Annotated in this window: 16 protein-coding genes; 2 read left to right on the top strand and 14 right to left on the bottom strand. The window is 63.5% G+C overall.

All coding sequences use genetic code 11. The features are described from left to right. Window positions 1–46: 46 nt before the first annotated feature. The 11 genes from DOM32_RS02440 to DOM32_RS02390 all read right to left on the bottom strand — a co-directional run bounded on the left by DOM32_RS02440 (window position 47) and on the right by DOM32_RS02390 (window position 9074). On the bottom strand, window positions 47–1030 hold the full coding sequence (locus tag DOM32_RS02440) for a DNA polymerase III subunit delta' (protein WP_110630819.1): 984 nt from the start codon (window positions 1028–1030) through the stop codon (window positions 47–49). Continuing rightward, window positions 1021–1677, bottom strand: a complete 657-nt coding sequence (tmk, locus tag DOM32_RS02435; protein WP_420855066.1) for a dTMP kinase — start codon at window positions 1675–1677, stop codon at window positions 1021–1023. The genes DOM32_RS02440 and tmk overlap by 10 nt, the downstream gene beginning before the upstream one ends. 51 nt (window positions 1678–1728) lie before the next feature. After that, window positions 1729–2733 (bottom strand): endolytic transglycosylase MltG, encoded by a 1005-nt coding sequence (gene mltG, locus DOM32_RS02430; protein ID WP_208625284.1) that lies wholly within the window; start codon window positions 2731–2733, stop codon window positions 1729–1731. A 69-nt stretch (window positions 2734–2802) separates the two neighbouring features. Further along, window positions 2803–3609 (bottom strand): aminodeoxychorismate lyase, encoded by an 807-nt coding sequence (pabC, locus tag DOM32_RS02425; RefSeq protein ID WP_071233054.1) that lies wholly within the window; start codon window positions 3607–3609, stop codon window positions 2803–2805. A gap of 5 nt (window positions 3610–3614) precedes the next feature. Next, window positions 3615–4853 (bottom strand): beta-ketoacyl-ACP synthase II, encoded by a 1239-nt coding sequence (gene fabF / locus DOM32_RS02420; protein ID WP_071233056.1) that lies wholly within the window; start codon window positions 4851–4853, stop codon window positions 3615–3617. A gap of 292 nt (window positions 4854–5145) precedes the next feature. Next, a complete protein-coding gene (acpP, locus tag DOM32_RS02415; RefSeq protein WP_071233058.1) occupies window positions 5146–5379 on the bottom strand; it encodes an acyl carrier protein in 234 nt (77 codons plus the stop codon). A 96-nt stretch (window positions 5380–5475) separates the two neighbouring features. Further along, window positions 5476–6219 (bottom strand): 3-oxoacyl-ACP reductase FabG, encoded by a 744-nt coding sequence (gene fabG, locus DOM32_RS02410; protein WP_110631140.1) that lies wholly within the window; start codon window positions 6217–6219, stop codon window positions 5476–5478. 12 nt (window positions 6220–6231) lie between these two features. Further along, complete coding sequence (gene fabD, locus DOM32_RS02405; RefSeq protein ID WP_110630814.1) at window positions 6232–7194, bottom strand: ACP S-malonyltransferase; 963 nt, start codon at window positions 7192–7194, stop codon at window positions 6232–6234. Window positions 7195–7199: 5 nt separating this feature from the next. After that, the gene (gene plsX / locus DOM32_RS02400; protein ID WP_110630811.1) at window positions 7200–8318 is read right to left on the bottom strand and encodes a phosphate acyltransferase PlsX; all 1119 of its coding nucleotides are present in this window, start codon (window positions 8316–8318) and stop codon (window positions 7200–7202) included. Window positions 8319–8344: 26 nt separating this feature from the next. Next, window positions 8345–8515, bottom strand: coding sequence for a 50S ribosomal protein L32 (gene rpmF, locus DOM32_RS02395; protein ID WP_071233061.1), 171 nt, complete (start codon window positions 8513–8515; stop codon window positions 8345–8347). 31 nt (window positions 8516–8546) lie between these two features. Further along, complete coding sequence (locus tag DOM32_RS02390) at window positions 8547–9074, bottom strand: YceD family protein (protein WP_071233162.1); 528 nt, start codon at window positions 9072–9074, stop codon at window positions 8547–8549. Between the two features lie 137 nt (window positions 9075–9211). Here DOM32_RS02390 and DOM32_RS02385 point away from each other — a divergent pair, with 137 nt between their 5' ends. Next, a complete protein-coding gene (locus DOM32_RS02385) occupies window positions 9212–9805 on the top strand; it encodes a Maf family protein (RefSeq protein WP_071233063.1) in 594 nt (197 codons plus the stop codon). Here DOM32_RS02385 and sppA read toward each other — a convergent pair. From sppA to DOM32_RS02370, 3 genes are all read right to left on the bottom strand, one after another. Next, on the bottom strand, window positions 9793–10857 hold the full coding sequence (gene sppA, locus DOM32_RS02380) for a signal peptide peptidase SppA (RefSeq protein ID WP_071233065.1): 1065 nt from the start codon (window positions 10855–10857) through the stop codon (window positions 9793–9795). The two genes, DOM32_RS02385 and sppA, sit on opposite strands and share 13 nt — an antisense overlap. Window positions 10858–10956: 99 nt before the next feature. Continuing rightward, window positions 10957–11661, bottom strand: coding sequence for an HAD-IA family hydrolase (locus DOM32_RS02375; RefSeq protein ID WP_244179768.1), 705 nt, complete (start codon window positions 11659–11661; stop codon window positions 10957–10959). Then, on the bottom strand, window positions 11651–12598 hold the full coding sequence (locus DOM32_RS02370; protein WP_071233066.1) for an RluA family pseudouridine synthase: 948 nt from the start codon (window positions 12596–12598) through the stop codon (window positions 11651–11653). The genes DOM32_RS02375 and DOM32_RS02370 overlap by 11 nt, the downstream gene beginning before the upstream one ends. A gap of 780 nt (window positions 12599–13378) precedes the next feature. Between DOM32_RS02370 and rne the strand changes: the two genes are divergently transcribed. Then, window positions 13379–16984 carry a ribonuclease E gene (rne, locus tag DOM32_RS02365; protein ID WP_110630809.1) on the top strand — a complete coding sequence of 1202 codons (3606 nt, stop codon included), beginning with the start codon at window positions 13379–13381 and terminating at the stop codon, window positions 16982–16984. Window positions 16985–17111: the final 127 nt, after the last annotated feature.

Raw genomic sequence — 17111 nt, 5'->3', positions numbered from 1 at the left:
CTTTACCGTTAGTCGCCGCATCAGCGTTCGACTCGTTGCCGCCGGCTCAAGAGCGCAACAGGGCCGCCCAGCGGACCAGCCAGGCCTCGAGCACCAGTTGCGGGTTGGGATTTCCCCCCGCCGCCAGCAACCGTCGCTGTTCGCGAGCGTAGTCGAGCAAGCGGAACCAGTCGCGGACTCGGGCATTCTTGACGGCCTGGCGATACAGCGGCAGCAGGTCGCTGTTGCGCACCCGCTGGGGGTCCCCCGACAAGCCGAGCCGGATCAGATCCTCGAGCCAGGCGATGCCATACCACAGTATGCGGTCGAGCGCCTGGGCATCGAGTCTTGCCGCTTCTCCCACGGGTTCGCCGCCGCGCACCAGCGCGTCGAAAAGCTCGCGCAGGTCCTGACGCATATTCCGGGCATCGGCACCCGCCAGCTCTTCGGCCAGCAGCGGCAGGCCACCGGCGACACGCAGCCAGAATCGCGCCTCTTCTCCTTCTCCCAGACGCTCGCGCAACCACGGCTCGGCTGCCTCCAGCGGCGGCACGGCGAGGTTCCAGTGCTGACAGCGCGAACGAATCGTCGCCAGCAGCCGCGAGGGAACATCGGAAACCAGGATGAACAGGGTGCGCTCACCCGGCTCTTCCAGGCTCTTCAGCAACGCGTTGGAGGCCGCGACGTTCATCGCCTCGGCCGGTTCGATACGGATGACTCGATAACCGCCCTGCTGCGCAGTCTGGGAGACGAAGCCGTTGACCTGACGAATCGCATCGACACGAATCTGGCGCGACTTTTCGGCCGGCGTCACACTGAGCAGATCGGGATGATAGCCCGACGCCAGCATTCGGCAGCCGTGGCATTCGCCACAGGCGATGTCTGCCGGCGTGCGACACAGCGTCCGCGCGATCAGCGCATCGGCCAACGGCTGCTTGCCGATCCCGCGCGGGCCGGACAGCAGCAAGGCGTGCGGGAGACGGCCGCCGTCCTGCAGCTCGACCAGCTTGCGCCAGCGATCGAGTTGCCATGGCAACGGGGTCATAACCATGCGGCCAGCCTTTCAGTCAGGCACTGCTCGATGGATTTCTGGACCGCTTCCAGCCCGGGCGAGGCGTCGATGATCGCGAATCTGGCTTCCTCGGCAGCACGTGCCAGGTAAGCCTCGCGCACGGCTTCAAAGAAAGTTTCACGCTCACGCTCGAATCGATCGAGCTGGGCACCTCGCTGGGTGACGCGCTGCGCAGCCACGCTCACCGGCACGTCGAGCAGCACGGTCAGATCGGGCTGCAGGTCGCCCTGGACCAAGGTTTCCAGCGTGCGAATGCGCTGGAAATCCAGTCCTCGCCCGCCGCCCTGATAGGCAAACGTGGCATCGGTGAAGCGATCGCAGACCACCCAGGCGCCGCGAGCCAGTGCCGGACGGATCCGTTCGGCCAGATGCTGGGCACGCGCAGCGAAGACCAGCAGCAGCTCGGCGTCGTCGCTCCACGCCTCTTCACGGGTCGGGTCCAGCAACAGCTCGCGAATGGCTTCGGCGCCAGGCGTGCCCCCCGGTTCCCGGGTGCGCACGACCTCGACGCCCCGTGACGTGAGCCAGTCGCAGACGAAGCCGACATTGGTCGTCTTGCCCACGCCCTCGCCGCCTTCCAACGTGATGAAGCGGCCGGTCCGCTGTTCCATATCGCCTGCGCTCATGCGGTGTCGTCTCGTCGGTATGGTCGGTTTTGCGGGTGCAAGCCCGCGATTTCAATCGCGATTCAGGATATAGCGGCGGACGGCCGCATTATGCTCTTGCAGCGTTCGTGAAAACTGGTGCGAACCATCGCCCTTGGCGACGAAATAGAGCGTATCGCCATCGGCGGGATGTACCGCAGCCTCGAGCGCGCCCCGGCCAGGCATGGCGATCGGTGTCGGCGGCAATCCCTCGATGACGTAGGTATTGTAGGCGGTCTGCCGCTGGAGATCGGCTCGCGTGATATTGCCGATGTAGCTGTCTCCCATGCCATAGATGACGGTGGGGTCGGTCTGCAGGCGCATGCCCTTCTCCAGGCGTCGCGTGAAGACGCCGGCGATCTCCTTGCGCTCCGCCGGGACGCCGGTCTCACGCTCGATCAGCGATGCCAGAATCAGCGCCTGGTAGGGCGAGTCGATGGGGAGATCGTCATCGCGCTCGTTCCATACCGCGTTCAGCGTCTGCTGCATGCGATCGAACGCGCGCTGCAGGAGTTCGAGATCGGCAACCCCCTTGTGATAGCGGTAGGTGTCGGGGAAGAACTGCCCCTCGGGATGCGTTCCCTCATGGCCCAGCGCCGTCATGATCTCCTCGTCGCTCATCTCGCTAGTGCGATGCTCGAGCTTCGGTGCCTGATCCAGCAGTCGGCGCATCTGCTTGAAGGTCCACCCCTCCGGCACCGTCAGGCGGTAGGTCACGACCTGGTCGCTCGAGAGATGCGCGATCAGTTGACGGCCGTTCATGCCCGGTTCGATCTCGAACTCCCCGGCCCGAATCCCCTGCGTGGCCTTGGGAGCGACGCGCGCCAGAATCCGGTAGGGCCATGCCGCCTCGATGATGCCCCGACTTTCGAGGTCGTGAACGACCTGGGTGAAAGCCGCACCGGGCGGCACCTCGTAGATCGTCGTCTCGTCGAGCGCGATCGGTGCATCGAGCTGTTTCTGCCAGTAGTGGAAACCGCCGAACACCACGATCGTGGCGACCAGCAACAGCAGGATCAGAATCTTGAGGACACGCATGTTTATCCTTAGTCCCGGAAATCAGTCCCGGATGTCGCTTCATGGCGCATCCGGGCAAAAATACTGAAGTCAGTCATTCGGGTTCAGCGGGTAACCCAGACGCCGGTGAGCCACTTGCTGAAGAGAGGAAGCGAACGTCGCCGGCCATCGTTTGAGGCATTTCCCGGCGGCATCGTCGAGCCGACGAATGGGCCAGACCCCCTGGACGCTGTTGAGCAGCCAGGCAGCATCGGCCTGGCACAACGAATCCAGCCCCGCTCGCACCCAGTGCAGCTCGATATCGTCATTCACGGCGTTCAACAACGTGCCCTTGACGCCGCAGCGATCCAGCAACGGCGTCTCGAGCCGTCCCTGCCGATACCAGATCAGATTCATCGCCGTGGCTTCGACCAGATGGCCCTCGCTATCGCAGAGCAGCCCTTCGACAATGGCGTCGTCCCGCCACTCCTGACGCGCCAGCACGTTCTCCAGCCGCGCCAGATGCTTGACCCCGGCCAGACGCGGCTGAATGCCCAGACGCAGTTCGCAGCACCGCACATCGACACCCTCGAACCAGCGCCGGGACGCAGGCTGGAAAGCCGACGCGGTCCAGCGCCAGCGCAGCTCGGCGGAGTCGGGAGGCCGATAACCGCGTCCACCGCTGCCACGAGTCACCATCAGCTTGAGTACGCGAAGCCCCGGGCCGCATTGTGCCGGCAACCGATCGAATGCCTCGAAGTCCGGCGACGGCAGCGAAAGCCGCTCGACGCCTTGTCGCAACCGCGCCATGTGGTATTCCCACAGCAACGGCTGCCCGTCCCGAACCAGAACGGTTTCGAATAGACCGTCGCCGTAGGCCAGTCCGCGGTCGTCGAACGGGAGCGCCGTGTCGCGCATCTCGATCAGACCTGGGTGAAGATCAGCGAACCATTGGTGCCGCCGAACCCGAAGGAATTGGACAGCGCGGTGCGGATCGGCATGTCCCGTGCCGTGTGAGGCACGTAATCCAGCACGCAATTCTCGTCGGGGTTATCCAGATTGATCGTCGGCGGCGCGACCTGATCGCGGATCGCCAGAACACAGAAGATGGCTTCGACGGCGCCGGCCGCGCCCAGCAGGTGGCCGATCATCGATTTGGTCGAGCTGACCGCGACGCGACGAGCCGCATCCCCCATGACCCGCTCGACGGCACGGCTTTCCGCCACGTCCCCGGCCGACGTCGACGTACCGTGGGCGTTGATGTACTGGATATCGGAAGGATCGATGCCGGCATCACGAATCGCATTGGCCATCGAGGCCGCCGCACCACTGCCATCTTCGGGTGGCGAGGTCATGTGGAAGGCATCGTCGCTCATGCCGAAACCGGTCAGCTCCGCGTAGATGGTCGCGCCACGGCGCTTGGCATGCTCGTACTCCTCGAGCACCATGACACCGGCGCCGTCGGATAGCACGAAGCCGTCGCGGTCGCGATCCCACGGGCGGCTGGCGGCCTGCGGATCGTCATTGCGCGTCGACAGTGCTCTGGCAGCGGAGAACCCGCCGAGCCCCAGCGGCGTGGTCGCCATCTCGGCCCCACCGCAAAACATCACGTCGGCATCACCATAGGCGATCGTGCGGGCACTGTAGCCGATATTGTGCGTGCCCGTGGTGCAGGCAGTGGTAATGGCGATATTCGGGCCTTTGAAACCATGCTGGATCGCCAGGCTGCCGGAGATCATGTTGATGATCGAACCCGGCACGAAGAACGGCGAAATACGACGTGGCCCGCCCTTCTTGAGCGAGTCGTGATTACGCTCGATCATCGGCAACCCGCCGATGCCCGACCCGATCGCGACGCCAATGCGATGCGCGTTCTCTTCGGTACATTCGATGCCCGAATTGCGCATCGCTTGCGTCGCGGCGGCGACACCGTACTGGATGAACAAGTCCATCTTGCGAGCATCCTTCGGATTGAGATACTCGCCGATATCGAAATCCTTGATCGCACCACCGAAGCGCGTGTTGAAACCCGCGATATCGAAACTGTCGATCGGCGCGATGCCACTCTTCCCTGAGAGGAGATTCTTCCAGCTCTCCTCGACCGTGTTACCCACTGGCGTTACCAACCCCAGCCCGGTCACCACCACTCTTCTGCGCGGCATCGAATCTCCTCCGAACTTCCTGATGACCATGGAAGGCATTTCCCGTGAATGTCGGCCTTGGCCATCACATCACGAGATCCCGACCTTCGCCTGGCCCGATTGGCGCAAATTATACCTGAACATCCCGGGAGATGGGCGCCACAAGCAGGGACTTTGGCCTCTCTGTTCGCGCGTCGGCACGATCTCGAGAAAAGACCCTGAAATGCAGAAAGCCGCTCTCATGGAGAGCGGCTTTCCGAACATCGCAATTTCAGCCAGCCAGAACACTCCGCCATGGCGGAGTGTGCAAGGCTTACTGGTGAGCGACGATGTAGTCGATCGCTTCCTGAACGGTCGTGATCTTTTCAGCTTCTTCGTCGGGAATTTCGGTGTCGAATTCCTCTTCGAGCGCCATCACCAGTTCGACGGTATCCAGCGAATCCGCGCCGAGGTCTTCGGTGAAGGACGAGGAGTTCTGAATATCCTCTTCCTTGACGTTCAGGCGTTCGGCAACAACCTTCTTCACGCGCTCTTCGATGGTGCTCATTATGTCGTTACTCCTAGTGGTACGAATCCGCCAGCTAAAAAGCTGCGGGTAGTTTATAGACCGCCCCCAGACGACGCAACCCGCGTCGCGGAAGGATTACCGCATGTTCATGCCGCCGTTGACCTGCAGCGTTTCGCCGGTAATGTACCCGGCAGCATCGCTGGTAAGAAACCCGATGGCGGCAGCGATTTCCGCCGGCTGCCCCAGGCGCGCCAGTGGAATTTGTCCCAGAAGCGCTTCTCGCTGCGCTTCCGGCAAGGACTGGGTCATGTCCGTGTCGATGAAACCGGGCGCCACGGCATTGACCGTGATCGCACGGGAGGCGACCTCTCGAGCCAGGGCACGGGTAAAGCCTTCCATGCCCGCCTTGGCGGCAGCATAGTTGGCCTGCCCCAGATTGCCCATCATCGCGACCACGGAACTGACATTGACGATACGACCGAAGCGTGCCCGCGTCATCCCCCTGAGACTCGCCTTGGAAACACGATAGACCGACTTCAGGTTGGTATCGAGCACCTCGTCCCACTCGCTTTCCTTCATGCGCATCAGCAGGTTGTCCCGCGTGATGCCGGCATTGTTGACCAGAATGGTCGGCGCCCCGAAGGTGTCGGTGATGCGCTTGAACACGGCATCGATACTGGCCTGATCCGTCACGTCCAGCGCCAGGCCCAACCCTTCGATGCCTTGAGCCTTGAGATCCTCGTCGATCCTCGCAGCGCCACTTTCGCTGGTCGCGGTGGCGACGACGATTCGCCCCTGCCGCCCCAGCTCGTGCGCGACCGCGCGCCCGATACCCCGGCTCGCTCCCGTGACCAGCGCGACTCTACGTTCGGTCATGATGTCATCCATCCTTTAAGGCTCTTGTACATCCAGCGCATCACGCGCCAGCTCCAGCGCCGAAGCCAGGGTATCAGGGTCGTTGACTGCGAGCCCCTTGGCCTGGCGCTGGATCCGCTTGTTCAGTCCGGTCAGAACCTTGCCCGGCCCGCATTCGATGAAGACGCCGGCGCCATCGTCGAACATGGCATTGACGCATTCGGTCCAGCGCACCGGACGGTAGAGCTGCTCGACCAGACGCTGCTGGAGCACCTCCGTTGTCTGCGGCACTTGTGCATTGACGTTCTGGTAGACGGCGTAACGCGGCAGCTTGAATTCCATCGTCGCCATTGCCTGGGCAACCTGCTCGGCCGCGGGCTGCATCAAGGCACAGTGGGATGGGACCGAAACCGGCAAGGGCAGCGCACGCTTGGCACCCGCTTCCTGGCACAGCGCAATGGCGCGATCGACAGCACCCTGATGCCCCGCGATGACGACCTGGCCCGGCGAATTGTAATTCACCGCCGACACCACCTCCGACTGGGCCGCATCGCGACAGGCCGCTTCCACCGCCGAGTCATCCAGGCCCAGGATTGCGGCCATCGCGCCAACGCCGGCCGGCACCGCCTGCTGCATCGCTTCGCCACGCAGACGCACGAGACGCACCCCCTCGGCAAAGCCCAGGGCGCCGGAGCAGACCATGGCGCTATATTCGCCCAGACTGTGTCCTGCCATCATGTCGGGGCGCGGCCCTTCGAGTTCCTGCCAGACGCGCCAGATCGCCACGCTGGCGGTCAGCAGCGCAGGTTGCGTACAGGCCGTTGCGTTGAGCTTCTCTTCCGGACCTTCCTGAACGACATGCCAGAGATCATAGCCCAGCGCTTCCGATGCTTCATCGAATGTCGTGCGCACGACACTATAACGTTCGGCGAGTTCCCGCAGCATGCCGACCTGCTGGGAACCCTGCCCCGGAAAGACCAAAGCCAGTGATTGCGTCATCGCGCTCACCCTTGAAATGATGGACCGTCGGAACTCGTCATATCGCGAGACCCGCTATCCACTCGGCCGCTCGCAACGGTCGACGAGATAACAGGCGTCGCTACATCCTGAGACCATGCAGCGCGGAAGTGCTCCGGAAGCCCGACTTCGACTTCCCGTATTGCCCGGTCGATGGCAAAAGCAAAAGCCTGGGCGCTGGCGTTACCATGGCTCTTGACCACGATGCGGTTCAGACCAAGCAGGCTGGCGCCGTTATGCCGCACCGGATCCAGCTGCGCCTTGAGCCGCATCAACGCCGGCCTTGCCAGCGCCGTGACCAGCCGCGTCGACCAGTGGGACTCGAAGGTTTCCTGCAGACGCTTGAGCAGCATCTGGGCGACCCCCTCGCTCGCCTTGAGCACGGCGTTTCCCACGAAGCCGTCGCAAACCACCACGTCGGCCTGGCCGGAAAAGATGGCATCGCCCTCGAGGTATCCGATGTACTCGAAGTCGCTGCCACCGCGAGCTCTCAGCAGCGCATCGGCCTCGCGCACGCGAGCCACCCCCTTGCTGGCCTCGACGCCGATGTTCAGCAGCGCCACCCTGGGCACTGTGATGCCGTCCACGACACGCGCCATCAGCGCCCCCATATGGGCAAAGTCGAACAGATGACGAGCATGGACGTCGACACTGGCGCCCAGGTCCAGCAGATAACAGCGCCCGCCCTTTCGGGTCGGCACCGCCGTACTGATGGCAGGTCGCGAAATGCCGGGAACCGTCCCCAGCTCACGCCGCGCCAAGGCGACCAGCGCGCCGGTATTGCCACAGGTAATACCGGCTTCGGCTTCATGTTCGCGCACGGCTTCCAGCATGCCGTACAGGCTGGTGGCAGAAGGGTCGTCGAACACATCCATCGGCGGCGTGGACTGGAGCACCACACGCGGCGCATCCACCAGCCTGACGCGTTCGGCGAGGGACGGCTCCCCCGAGGCCTTGGCCAGCTCCGCAACCAGAGCGGAAAGCTCTACCTGCGGGCCAAACACCGACGGTTCGAGATCAGGGTGGCGCGCCAACGCCAGAAACAGACCACCAATAGTGGCGCGGGGACCGAAGTCCCCGCCCATGGCATCAATGGCGATGCGCATTGCCTAGCGAAACGCTCGAGGTCTCGTTAAACGTCGATGACCTTGCGACCACGATAGTAGCCGTCCGGCGCGACGTGATGACGACGATGCGTGGTGCCGGTTTCCTGATCCTGGGACAGAGCCGGAGAAGTCAGGGCATCGTGTGCACGACGCATGCCACGCTTGGAACGGGTTTTACGGTTTTGTTGAACGGCCATGATACGACTCCAACGTCAATGTCTTTCAGATTCAGAGTTTTCCCTTCAACGACTTCAGGACGTCGAAGGGGTTGTCAGGGCGGGAGACCTCTTCAATCGGGGCATCACCGCTGCTCATTTGCTCACGAGAAACCGCGCAATCCGCTTCATCGTGATAGACCACTTGGGGCAGGCTGAGAATCAGCTCGTCCTCGATCGCCCCCAGCAGGTCAAGCTGTTCGTCGTCGACCAGAACCGGCTCGTAGTCGCTGGGCACCTCCGCCGCCAACGCATCGTCACTGACGATGGCCAGCCTGAAGTGGCTCGCGACGGATACCGCCATGGGCTGCAGGCAACGCCGACACGGCACCATGAGATCCGCTTCCAGATCGCCGTCGATGAGATGACGCCGCTGCGTGTCGACGTCGAACTGCAGCCTCACGCTAGCGCTGCCTTGCTGCGGCCCGATCTCGTCCTGCAGGCGCACCAGTTTCTCGAGGTCGACAAGACCCTCGATCATTTCTTGGTTAGCCGCTGCCCGATAAGGCTCAACGGTCGGGGGAAGTCGTCTGGTCAACATAGGCGCGACATAATAGGGACTCACCGTGCCCCTGTCAAAGCACATGAAGCACGCTATCCTGTTGCCGGAACGCGCCGACTGCGGGTCTCGGGCCGGAAGCCCGGCGCGACAGCCATCCGACTCCAAAGAGGAAGCCCATGTCTCGTCTGGTACTCGCCTCCAGCTCTCGCTATCGCCGCCAGCTACTGGATCGGCTCGATCTCTCCTATCAATGGGCTGCACCGGACATCGACGAAGCCCGGCGCGCCGGCGAGGACGCCGTCACTCTGGCGCACCGCCTGGCGCTATCCAAGGCGCAGGCGGTCGCGGCCGACTATCCCGATCACCTGATCATCGGCTCCGACCAGTTGGCGCTGTTCGAGGGAGACATTCTGGGAAAGCCCGGCGACTTCGATACGGCTTGCGCCAATTTGCGCCGATTTTCGGGCCACCGGGTCAGCTTCATGACCGGTCTCGCCCTGATCGACACCGGCGCCGGGCGTCATCGTGTCGTGCACGACACCTACCACGTCTGGTTCCGAGACCTGAGTGACGAGGAGATCGAAAGCTACGTCTCCCGCGATCAGCCTTACGACAGCTCGGGCAGCTTCCGCATGGAAGGCCTCGGCATTGCACTGTTCCAGCGCTTCGAAGGCAACGACCCCAACACCTTGATCGGCCTGCCCCTCATCAAGCTCTGCGAACTTCTGAGAGAGGCAGGGCTGAACCCCCTCGCGGGTCAGGGCAACTGATAGCGTACGGGCGAGGCGCCGTTGCTCAGCCCCAGCCAGTGAGCGGCAGCGCTGGTCAGCTTGTCGGAGACCAGCGCCCAGGGGTCCAGCGACGGCGTGTAGTCCTTCAGACTCACCTCGCCCAGGCGTGCGCGAGACAGTTGCTCGAGATTGCCGATGTCATCGACCAGCCCCAGCGCTTTTGCCTGTTCACCGGTCCATATCAGACCCGAGAAGAGTGCAGGATCGTCGCTCAGGCGGTCGCCACGCCCAGCCTTGACCGCATCGATGAACTGCCGATGCGTGGTGTTCAGCACCGATTGCCAGAAGTCGCGCTGCGGCGGTGAAATCTCGGAGAATGGATCCATGAAGGCCTTGTTTTCACCGGCAGTGAAGACCCGCCGCTCGACGCCCACCTTGTCGATCGCCTCCTGGAGGCCGAACCCGGCACTGATGACGCCGATGGAGCCGACCAGACTGGCTGGCGAAGCGTAGATGCGATCCGCTGCCGAAGCCATGTAGTAGGCACCGCTGGCACCGATATCCTCGATCACCGCCAGAATCGGCTTATCGCCCTGCCCCTGGAGATAGCGAATCTCGTCGTAGACTCGTTGCGACTGGACCGGGCTGCCGCCGGGACTATTGATATGCAGCACGACGGCATCGGCGTCCGAGGCCCGCCAGGCCTGCTGCAAGCCCTCGATGATGCGCTCCGCGCTGGCCTGGCCGTTCGCATCGATGGGCCCGCTGACCTCGACGATACCCAGATGGCGACGGCTGGCAGACGCTCCCTCCCCCTGCGCCAGGAACATGGCATAGGCGCTCAGACAGAGGCTCGCGATCACGATCAGCGCGAACAGCAGGCGAAAGAAGATCTTCCAGCGTCGTGATCGCCGCTGCTCTTTCAGGACGCCGCCGATCCAGCGATCCATCATCTGCACTTCGGCCAATCGCACCGAGTCGGCATTGGCCGACTCGTCACCGCGTGAAGACGCTGCCGCCCGGCGTCGCTCGACTTCCTCCCGGCTCAGCTCAGGCCCCTGCGTCCAGTCATCCCGTCGCTCGTCGCTCATCTATTATCCTCTCCTTGCTGAATGCCACCACGCGGTGGCGACCCGGCATCCGTCATGCCGGCGGGATCAGGTATCGCCTCGATACCGACAACGACGCTCTCAAGCCAGCAGCCACTCGACGACCGATGAAAAGTCGTCGGCAACGAATTGCGGCTCGCTACGCATCAGCCGCTGACGCTCGTGAACTCCGTAGGTCACCGCGACGCGATCCATGCCGATGGCCCTGGCCATCTCCAGATCATATTCGGTATCTCCGACCATGACCGCCTCGGCCACCGGCACGCCACACTCGGCCACCAGCTCTTCCAGCATCAGAGGATGCGGCTTGGAGCGGGTGAGATCGGCGGTGCGACTGGCAACGAACCAGTTACCGCAGGATTCGTGACCGAAGACACGATCCAGCCCGCGGCGACTTTTCCCGGTCGCGACCGCCAGCCGGCATGCAGCATCATCCCGCAAGCGCCGGATACCCTCGGCTACGCCGGGAAAGAATGGCGTCGGTATCCGATCGACGGCCCGAAACTGGTGACCATAGACTTCGCGCAACCGATCCTGCTCCGAAAGCGTCACGCCCGGAAACAGTACGGCGACCGCTTCGGGCAGCCCTAGCCCGATAATGTCGCGAACGGCAGCATCATCCGGCACCGGCCATTGCAGTTCACGCGCAGCGGCCTGCATGCAGGCGACGATACGCGCCGCGGAATCCATCAGAGTGCCATCCCAGTCGAAGATGACCAGCGAATAACGGCAGCGCCGGGACGCCTGGCCCGGCAGCATTTCGACCGCGCTCGTTTCAACCGCCATGACGGGCACGCTCCAGCACCTTTTCCAATCCCGGTTCCAGCGGCGCTCTCGCCTGCACCAGACGGCCGGTCTTGGGGTCAGGAAAAGTCAGCGTCAGCGCATGGAGGAACAGCCGATCCAGGCGCAGGGAGCGTGCAAGATAGGCTCCCTCGGCGCTGCCGTACTTGTCGTCGCCTAGCAGCGGGTGACCGGCATGAGCGGCATGAACACGAATCTGATGAGTGCGACCAGTGACCGGCTCCGCCTCGACCAGCGTGACCTTCGGGAACGTTTCCCGCACGGCGAAGCGCGTCCGCGACACCTTGCCGCCGTCATCCACCCGCACTCGTCGCTCGCCGTTACCGGCGTCATAGCGTTCCAGCCGCGCACTGACGTAATCGCGACGCGCCGGCCAGCGCCCCTGGACCAGCGCCAGATAGCCCTTCTCCATGCGACGCTCGCGCAGCGCGGTGTTGAGAGACAGCAGCGATTCACGATTCTTCGCCAGCAGCAGACAGCCCGAGGTATCGCGGTCGAGACGATGAACGAGCTCGAGAAAATCCAGGTCTTCCCGCACCTGGCGCAGCGCCTCGATCAGTCCGATCTTGACCCCGCTCCCGCCATGTACCGCCAGCCCGGAAGGCTTGTTGATCACCAGCCAGTCAGGGCCTTCGATGACGACACTGCCGGCCAGCAGGTTACGCAGGCTTTCGCTGGCTTCCTTGACGGCGCTTTCCGGCGCCAGCCGCAACGGCGGCACACGGACGACATCGCCGGCCTGGACGCGATAATCCGCCTTGATGCGCTTCTTGTTGACGCGCACCTCGCCCTTGCGAACGATGCGGTAGATCAACGACTTCGGCGCCCCCTTGAGCCGCGTGCGCAAGAAATTGTCGATTCGCTGCCCATGCTGCGACTCGCTGACCTCGATGAACTGAACTTCCTGGCCTTCGGCCATGCTTGACTCCCCTCGACAGCGCTCCATGGCGACACCCGCGCGCCGCCGGGCGCCATTCTAACGCACCGCACCGGCAGCGCGAGCTCAATTGCCGCTGCCTCGGCATTACTGTTATATTGCGAGCTCACTCGGTGGGCTCTGCCCGTTCAGGCGCCAGCCACTGGATACGCTGGCCGAAGTGAAAAAATGTCTCGATCTTCCAGAGAGTTAACGAAGCCTACCGCTCACGGCTGCTGGAATGATCAAAACACGTTTGGAACGCCAGACCCTCGACTCGACGGCGCGACTGACAGTCTCAGCTCGCCAGACTCGCGGGAAAATCCACAGGTACCAGTGGAAGGCGTCGCCGAACCGAACAATGCCAAGTGATATAGACGGCAGTCTGCAGGACCGGATGCGCCAACGAAAAAGCGCACCGTGACATGTCCTGCCACCGTTTCGTACTCGACCCATGTTCGTGTAGCACCCGATAAAAGCAGGTAACGACAGCAAAGATGTAATGGCAATGAGCAGGCACGTTACTGGGCTCGACGAGCGTCGACTCGAACTCGCATCAATGGGCATTTCGTGCCACGTGACAAGCGATTTTCGGACCTCCTCCTCGAGTCCCTGACGCGGGTTTCGCACGTGTTGCACGTTGAACCCGTTCTGACACACGCCGCGCTTGTTTGCCCTGCCGGGTCGCTCCACCCATGTGCGCGAGCACAGCACGACCGCTAGCGGTTCGTCGTCGCCGATTGCAGCACGCCTTCCACCGGCACGCTCAATTAGCGAGACCGTATGAAAAGAATGCTCATCAACGCGACACAGCCCGAAGAGCTGCGCGTCGCACTCGTCGATGGACAACGCCTTTACGACCTGGACATCGAATCCGGTGCCCGGGAGCAGAAGAAAGCCAACATCTATCGAGGCAAGATCACTCGCGTCGAACCCAGCCTGGAAGCGGCCTTCGTCGACTTCGGCGCGGAACGTCACGGTTTCCTGCCGCTCAAGGAGATCTCTCGCGAGTACTTCTCCAAGGAGCCGTCAGGCCGGCCGAACATCAAGGAAGTCCTGAAGGAAGGCCAGGAAGTCATCGTCCAGGTCGACAAGGAAGAACGCGGCAACAAGGGCGCGGCGCTGACGACCTTCGTCAGCCTGGCCGGCCGCTTTCTGGTCCTGATGCCCAACAATCCTCGCGCCGGCGGCATCTCTCGTCGTATCGAGGGTGAAGAGCGCAGCCAGCTCAAGGAGGCCATGGGCCAGCTGACGCTTCCCGACAAGATGGGCGTCATCGTGCGCACTGCGGGTATCGGCCGCTCGCCGGAAGAGCTGCAGTGGGACCTCGACTACCTGGCGCAAGTGTGGGACGCCATCACGACCGAAGCGGTCAAGCGGCCGGCCCCCTTCCTGATCTACCGCGAGTCGAACGTCATCATTCGCGCCATGCGCGACTACCTGCGCCAGGATATCGGCGAGGTGCTGATCGACAGCAAGGACGTGCATGAAGAAGCCCTCAGCTTCATTCGCCAGGTCATGCCGTCCTACCAGCAGAAGATCAAGTTCTACACCGACGACGTACCGCTGTTCTCGCGCTTCCAGATCGAATCCCAGATCGAGACGGCCTATCAGCGCGAAGTCAAACTGCCCTCCGGCGGCTCGGTCGTCATCGATCACACCGAAGCGCTGGTTTCCATCGACATCAACTCGGCACGCGCTACCCGCGGTGCCGATATCGAAGAGACCGCCCTGCAGACCAACCTGGAAGCGTCCGACGAGATCGCCCGCCAGCTGCGTCTGCGGGATATTGGCGGTCTGGTCGTCATCGACTTCATCGACATGTCGCCCGCGCGCAATCAGCGCGAAGTCGAGAATCGCGTGCGTGATGCACTCAAGCTCGATCGCGCACGCGTCCAGATCGGCCGCATCTCGCGCTTCGGCCTGATGGAAATGTCGCGCCAGCGTCTGCGCCCCTCTCTCGGCGAGACCAGCGGCGTCGTCTGCCCCCGCTGTGATGGTCAGGGCACCATCCGCGACGTACGTTCCATTGCACTGTCGATCCTGCGCCTGATCGAAGAAGAGGCAATGAAGGAGCGCAGCGCCCAGATTCGCGCCATCCTGCCGGTACCCGTGGCGACCTATCTGCTCAACGAGAAGCGCAACGTGCTCTCCGACATCGAGCGCCGCCAGGGCGTCAAGGTTCTGCTGCTGCCGAATCCGGAAATGGATACGCCGCACTACGAAGTCCAGCGTTTCCGCGATGATCACGTTTCCGAAGACGGCGACGACACCAAGTCGAGCTTCGAACTTTCCGTCGACAGCGAACTGCTCAAGGAGCCGGAGACGACGCTCGCCAAGCCGATTCAGCGCACTCAGGCCGCCGTGCAGACCGTTCAGCACACCGCACCTGCCCCGGACTCGCTCCACCAGGAGCCGGAGAAGGTACCGGAAGTACCGAGTGCACCCAGTGCGCCGACGCCGTCCACCGCGACTTCTCAGCAGGGTCAGAGTTCCGGCGGCCTGCTGCAGCTCTTCCGTGGTCTGTTCGGACGTCACCGTGCCGACGAAGAAGTTTCGAAGCCGAATGGCACAGCCAGCCAGCGAGGCCAAAGCGCCAATAGCGGCGGCCAATCGACGAGCACGCCCCGTGGCGGCGCCAGCGGCAGCAACGGCGCGAGCAATTCACGCCCGTCGCGCTCGCCTTCCCAGAAGAACGATCGTGACGGCGGCGCCAAGCGCAACGACGGCAACGCCAAAACCGCCGACAACGCTCGTAGCGACAGCAATTCCCGGAACGACGGCAACAGTCGCAACGACAACGGCAATCGGCAAGGTAATAACCGCCGGCGCCGCAGCCAGGACGACCGTCAGGGCCAGCCTCGTCAGCCGCGCCAGGATAATCGGCAGGAGAGCCGCCCGGATAACCGCAGTAGCGATAAGGTCGAAAAAGCCGACAAGGCCGAAAAAGCCGATAAAACAGCTAACGATCGGCGTAACGACACCTCGAAGCCCGACAGCAGCAAGCCGTCCAGCGACGTCAAGCCTTCGCGCACCGAGACCCGCGAGACGGCACCAGCCGCCGCGACGGAAGCCGTCGACAGCAAGCCGAAGCGCACGCGCAACAATCCGCGCAATCGCTCGCGCAAGCATGCGCTGAATCCGGCGGCGGTCGAAGAGCAGCAGCGTCTGCAGGCCGAGGCGCCGACGGATACCAGCGCGGCCGAGGCAGCGACACCGACCGCAGCCGACGACTCGGTTGAAGCCAAGGCCAAGGCAGTCGAAGCCAAGGCAACTGACGAAGCCAAGACGGCCGGCGAGGCAAAGACGGCTGCTGAGCCCAAGGCAACCGGTGAAGCCAAGGCGACCGACGAGGCGAAGACGAACGTCGAGACCAAGGCCTCCACGGCACCGCAGCCGTCGGTACAGGACGACAAGCCCACGGCCACGCCCGCGGCTCCCAAGGCAGATACGAATGCGGATACGAAGCCTGTTGAGCAGTCGGCCGGGAAGCCGGTAGCTGCCGAAAAGCCACTGGCCGCCGAGAAGCCCCAGGCTGACCAGACCGACACGGCGCCGAGCAAGACTGCCCAGCGGCAGGAAGCAGACGTCGGCAAGGCGGACGCCACCCCGACCGCCAGCCAGCCGATGAGCGCAGCCGCCGATGTTGCCGAGACGACGGCGGAATCCGCCGAGCGTCCCGCGGAAGCGCCTGCCACGCCGCCAAGCGACGGTAAGCCCGATGTCGCGACCAGGACGACCGCTGACGACGCCAAACCCGAAGGGCCCCGCCAGGAGGCAACGGCGGCACAAGCGAGCGAATCCTCTTCGTCGGAGACGCCAGCCGAGCCCAAGCCGGCGCAATCTCGCGAAGAATCGTCTCGTCAGAAGCGTGATCGTACGCCGCAGCCGGAAAAGGCGGCATCCTCGGCCGCTGGCAGCATATCGAACGCCGACGTACCGGCGGCGGCCGCTGAAGGCGCAATTGCTGGCGAGAAGGACGAGCCGGTTGCGAAGGCGAAGTCAGCGGCCGAGCGCGAAGCTGGCGTAGAAAAGGCTCAGGAAGCGCCAGCAACGCCGGTTGCAGGCACGACCATGCTGTCGTCTGCCGTGCCGGCTTCATCCGAGGCCCAGGAGCAGGCACCGGCTTCCGAGACCGCCAGCGCCGCAGCAACCGAGCCGACGACACCGGACACGGCATCCAGCCAGGTCGAAGCCGGCGACCACCAAGCGGCAGATGCGACACCCGACAACGCTGAATCCAGCGAGTCTGCGTCGGCAGCCAAGACGCCGAGTGCCGACGCTTCCGGCGAAGAAGGCAGCAGCGAGCCACGTCGGCCACGTCGTCGTCGGGCCCACAACGACCCGCGTGAAAAGCGTCGTCGCGAGTCCGGCCAGAACGATAGCTGATCGGTCACGACAGCTGCCGTAGAAAGCGAAAAGCCCAGACAATATTGTCTGGGCTTTTTCTTGGCCGCTCGCCAGCGTCTGTCTCGGGAGATTAGCCTCTTCGAGGACGTTACCTCTCTCGGCCATT

It is taken from the genome of Salinicola salarius (genome assembly GCF_003206135.1).
GTDB classification, from domain to species: Bacteria; Pseudomonadota; Gammaproteobacteria; order Pseudomonadales; family Halomonadaceae; genus Salinicola; species Salinicola salarius.
Note: the sequence above shows the minus strand (reverse complement) of the source record. Positions and strands in the feature narration are given on the sequence as shown.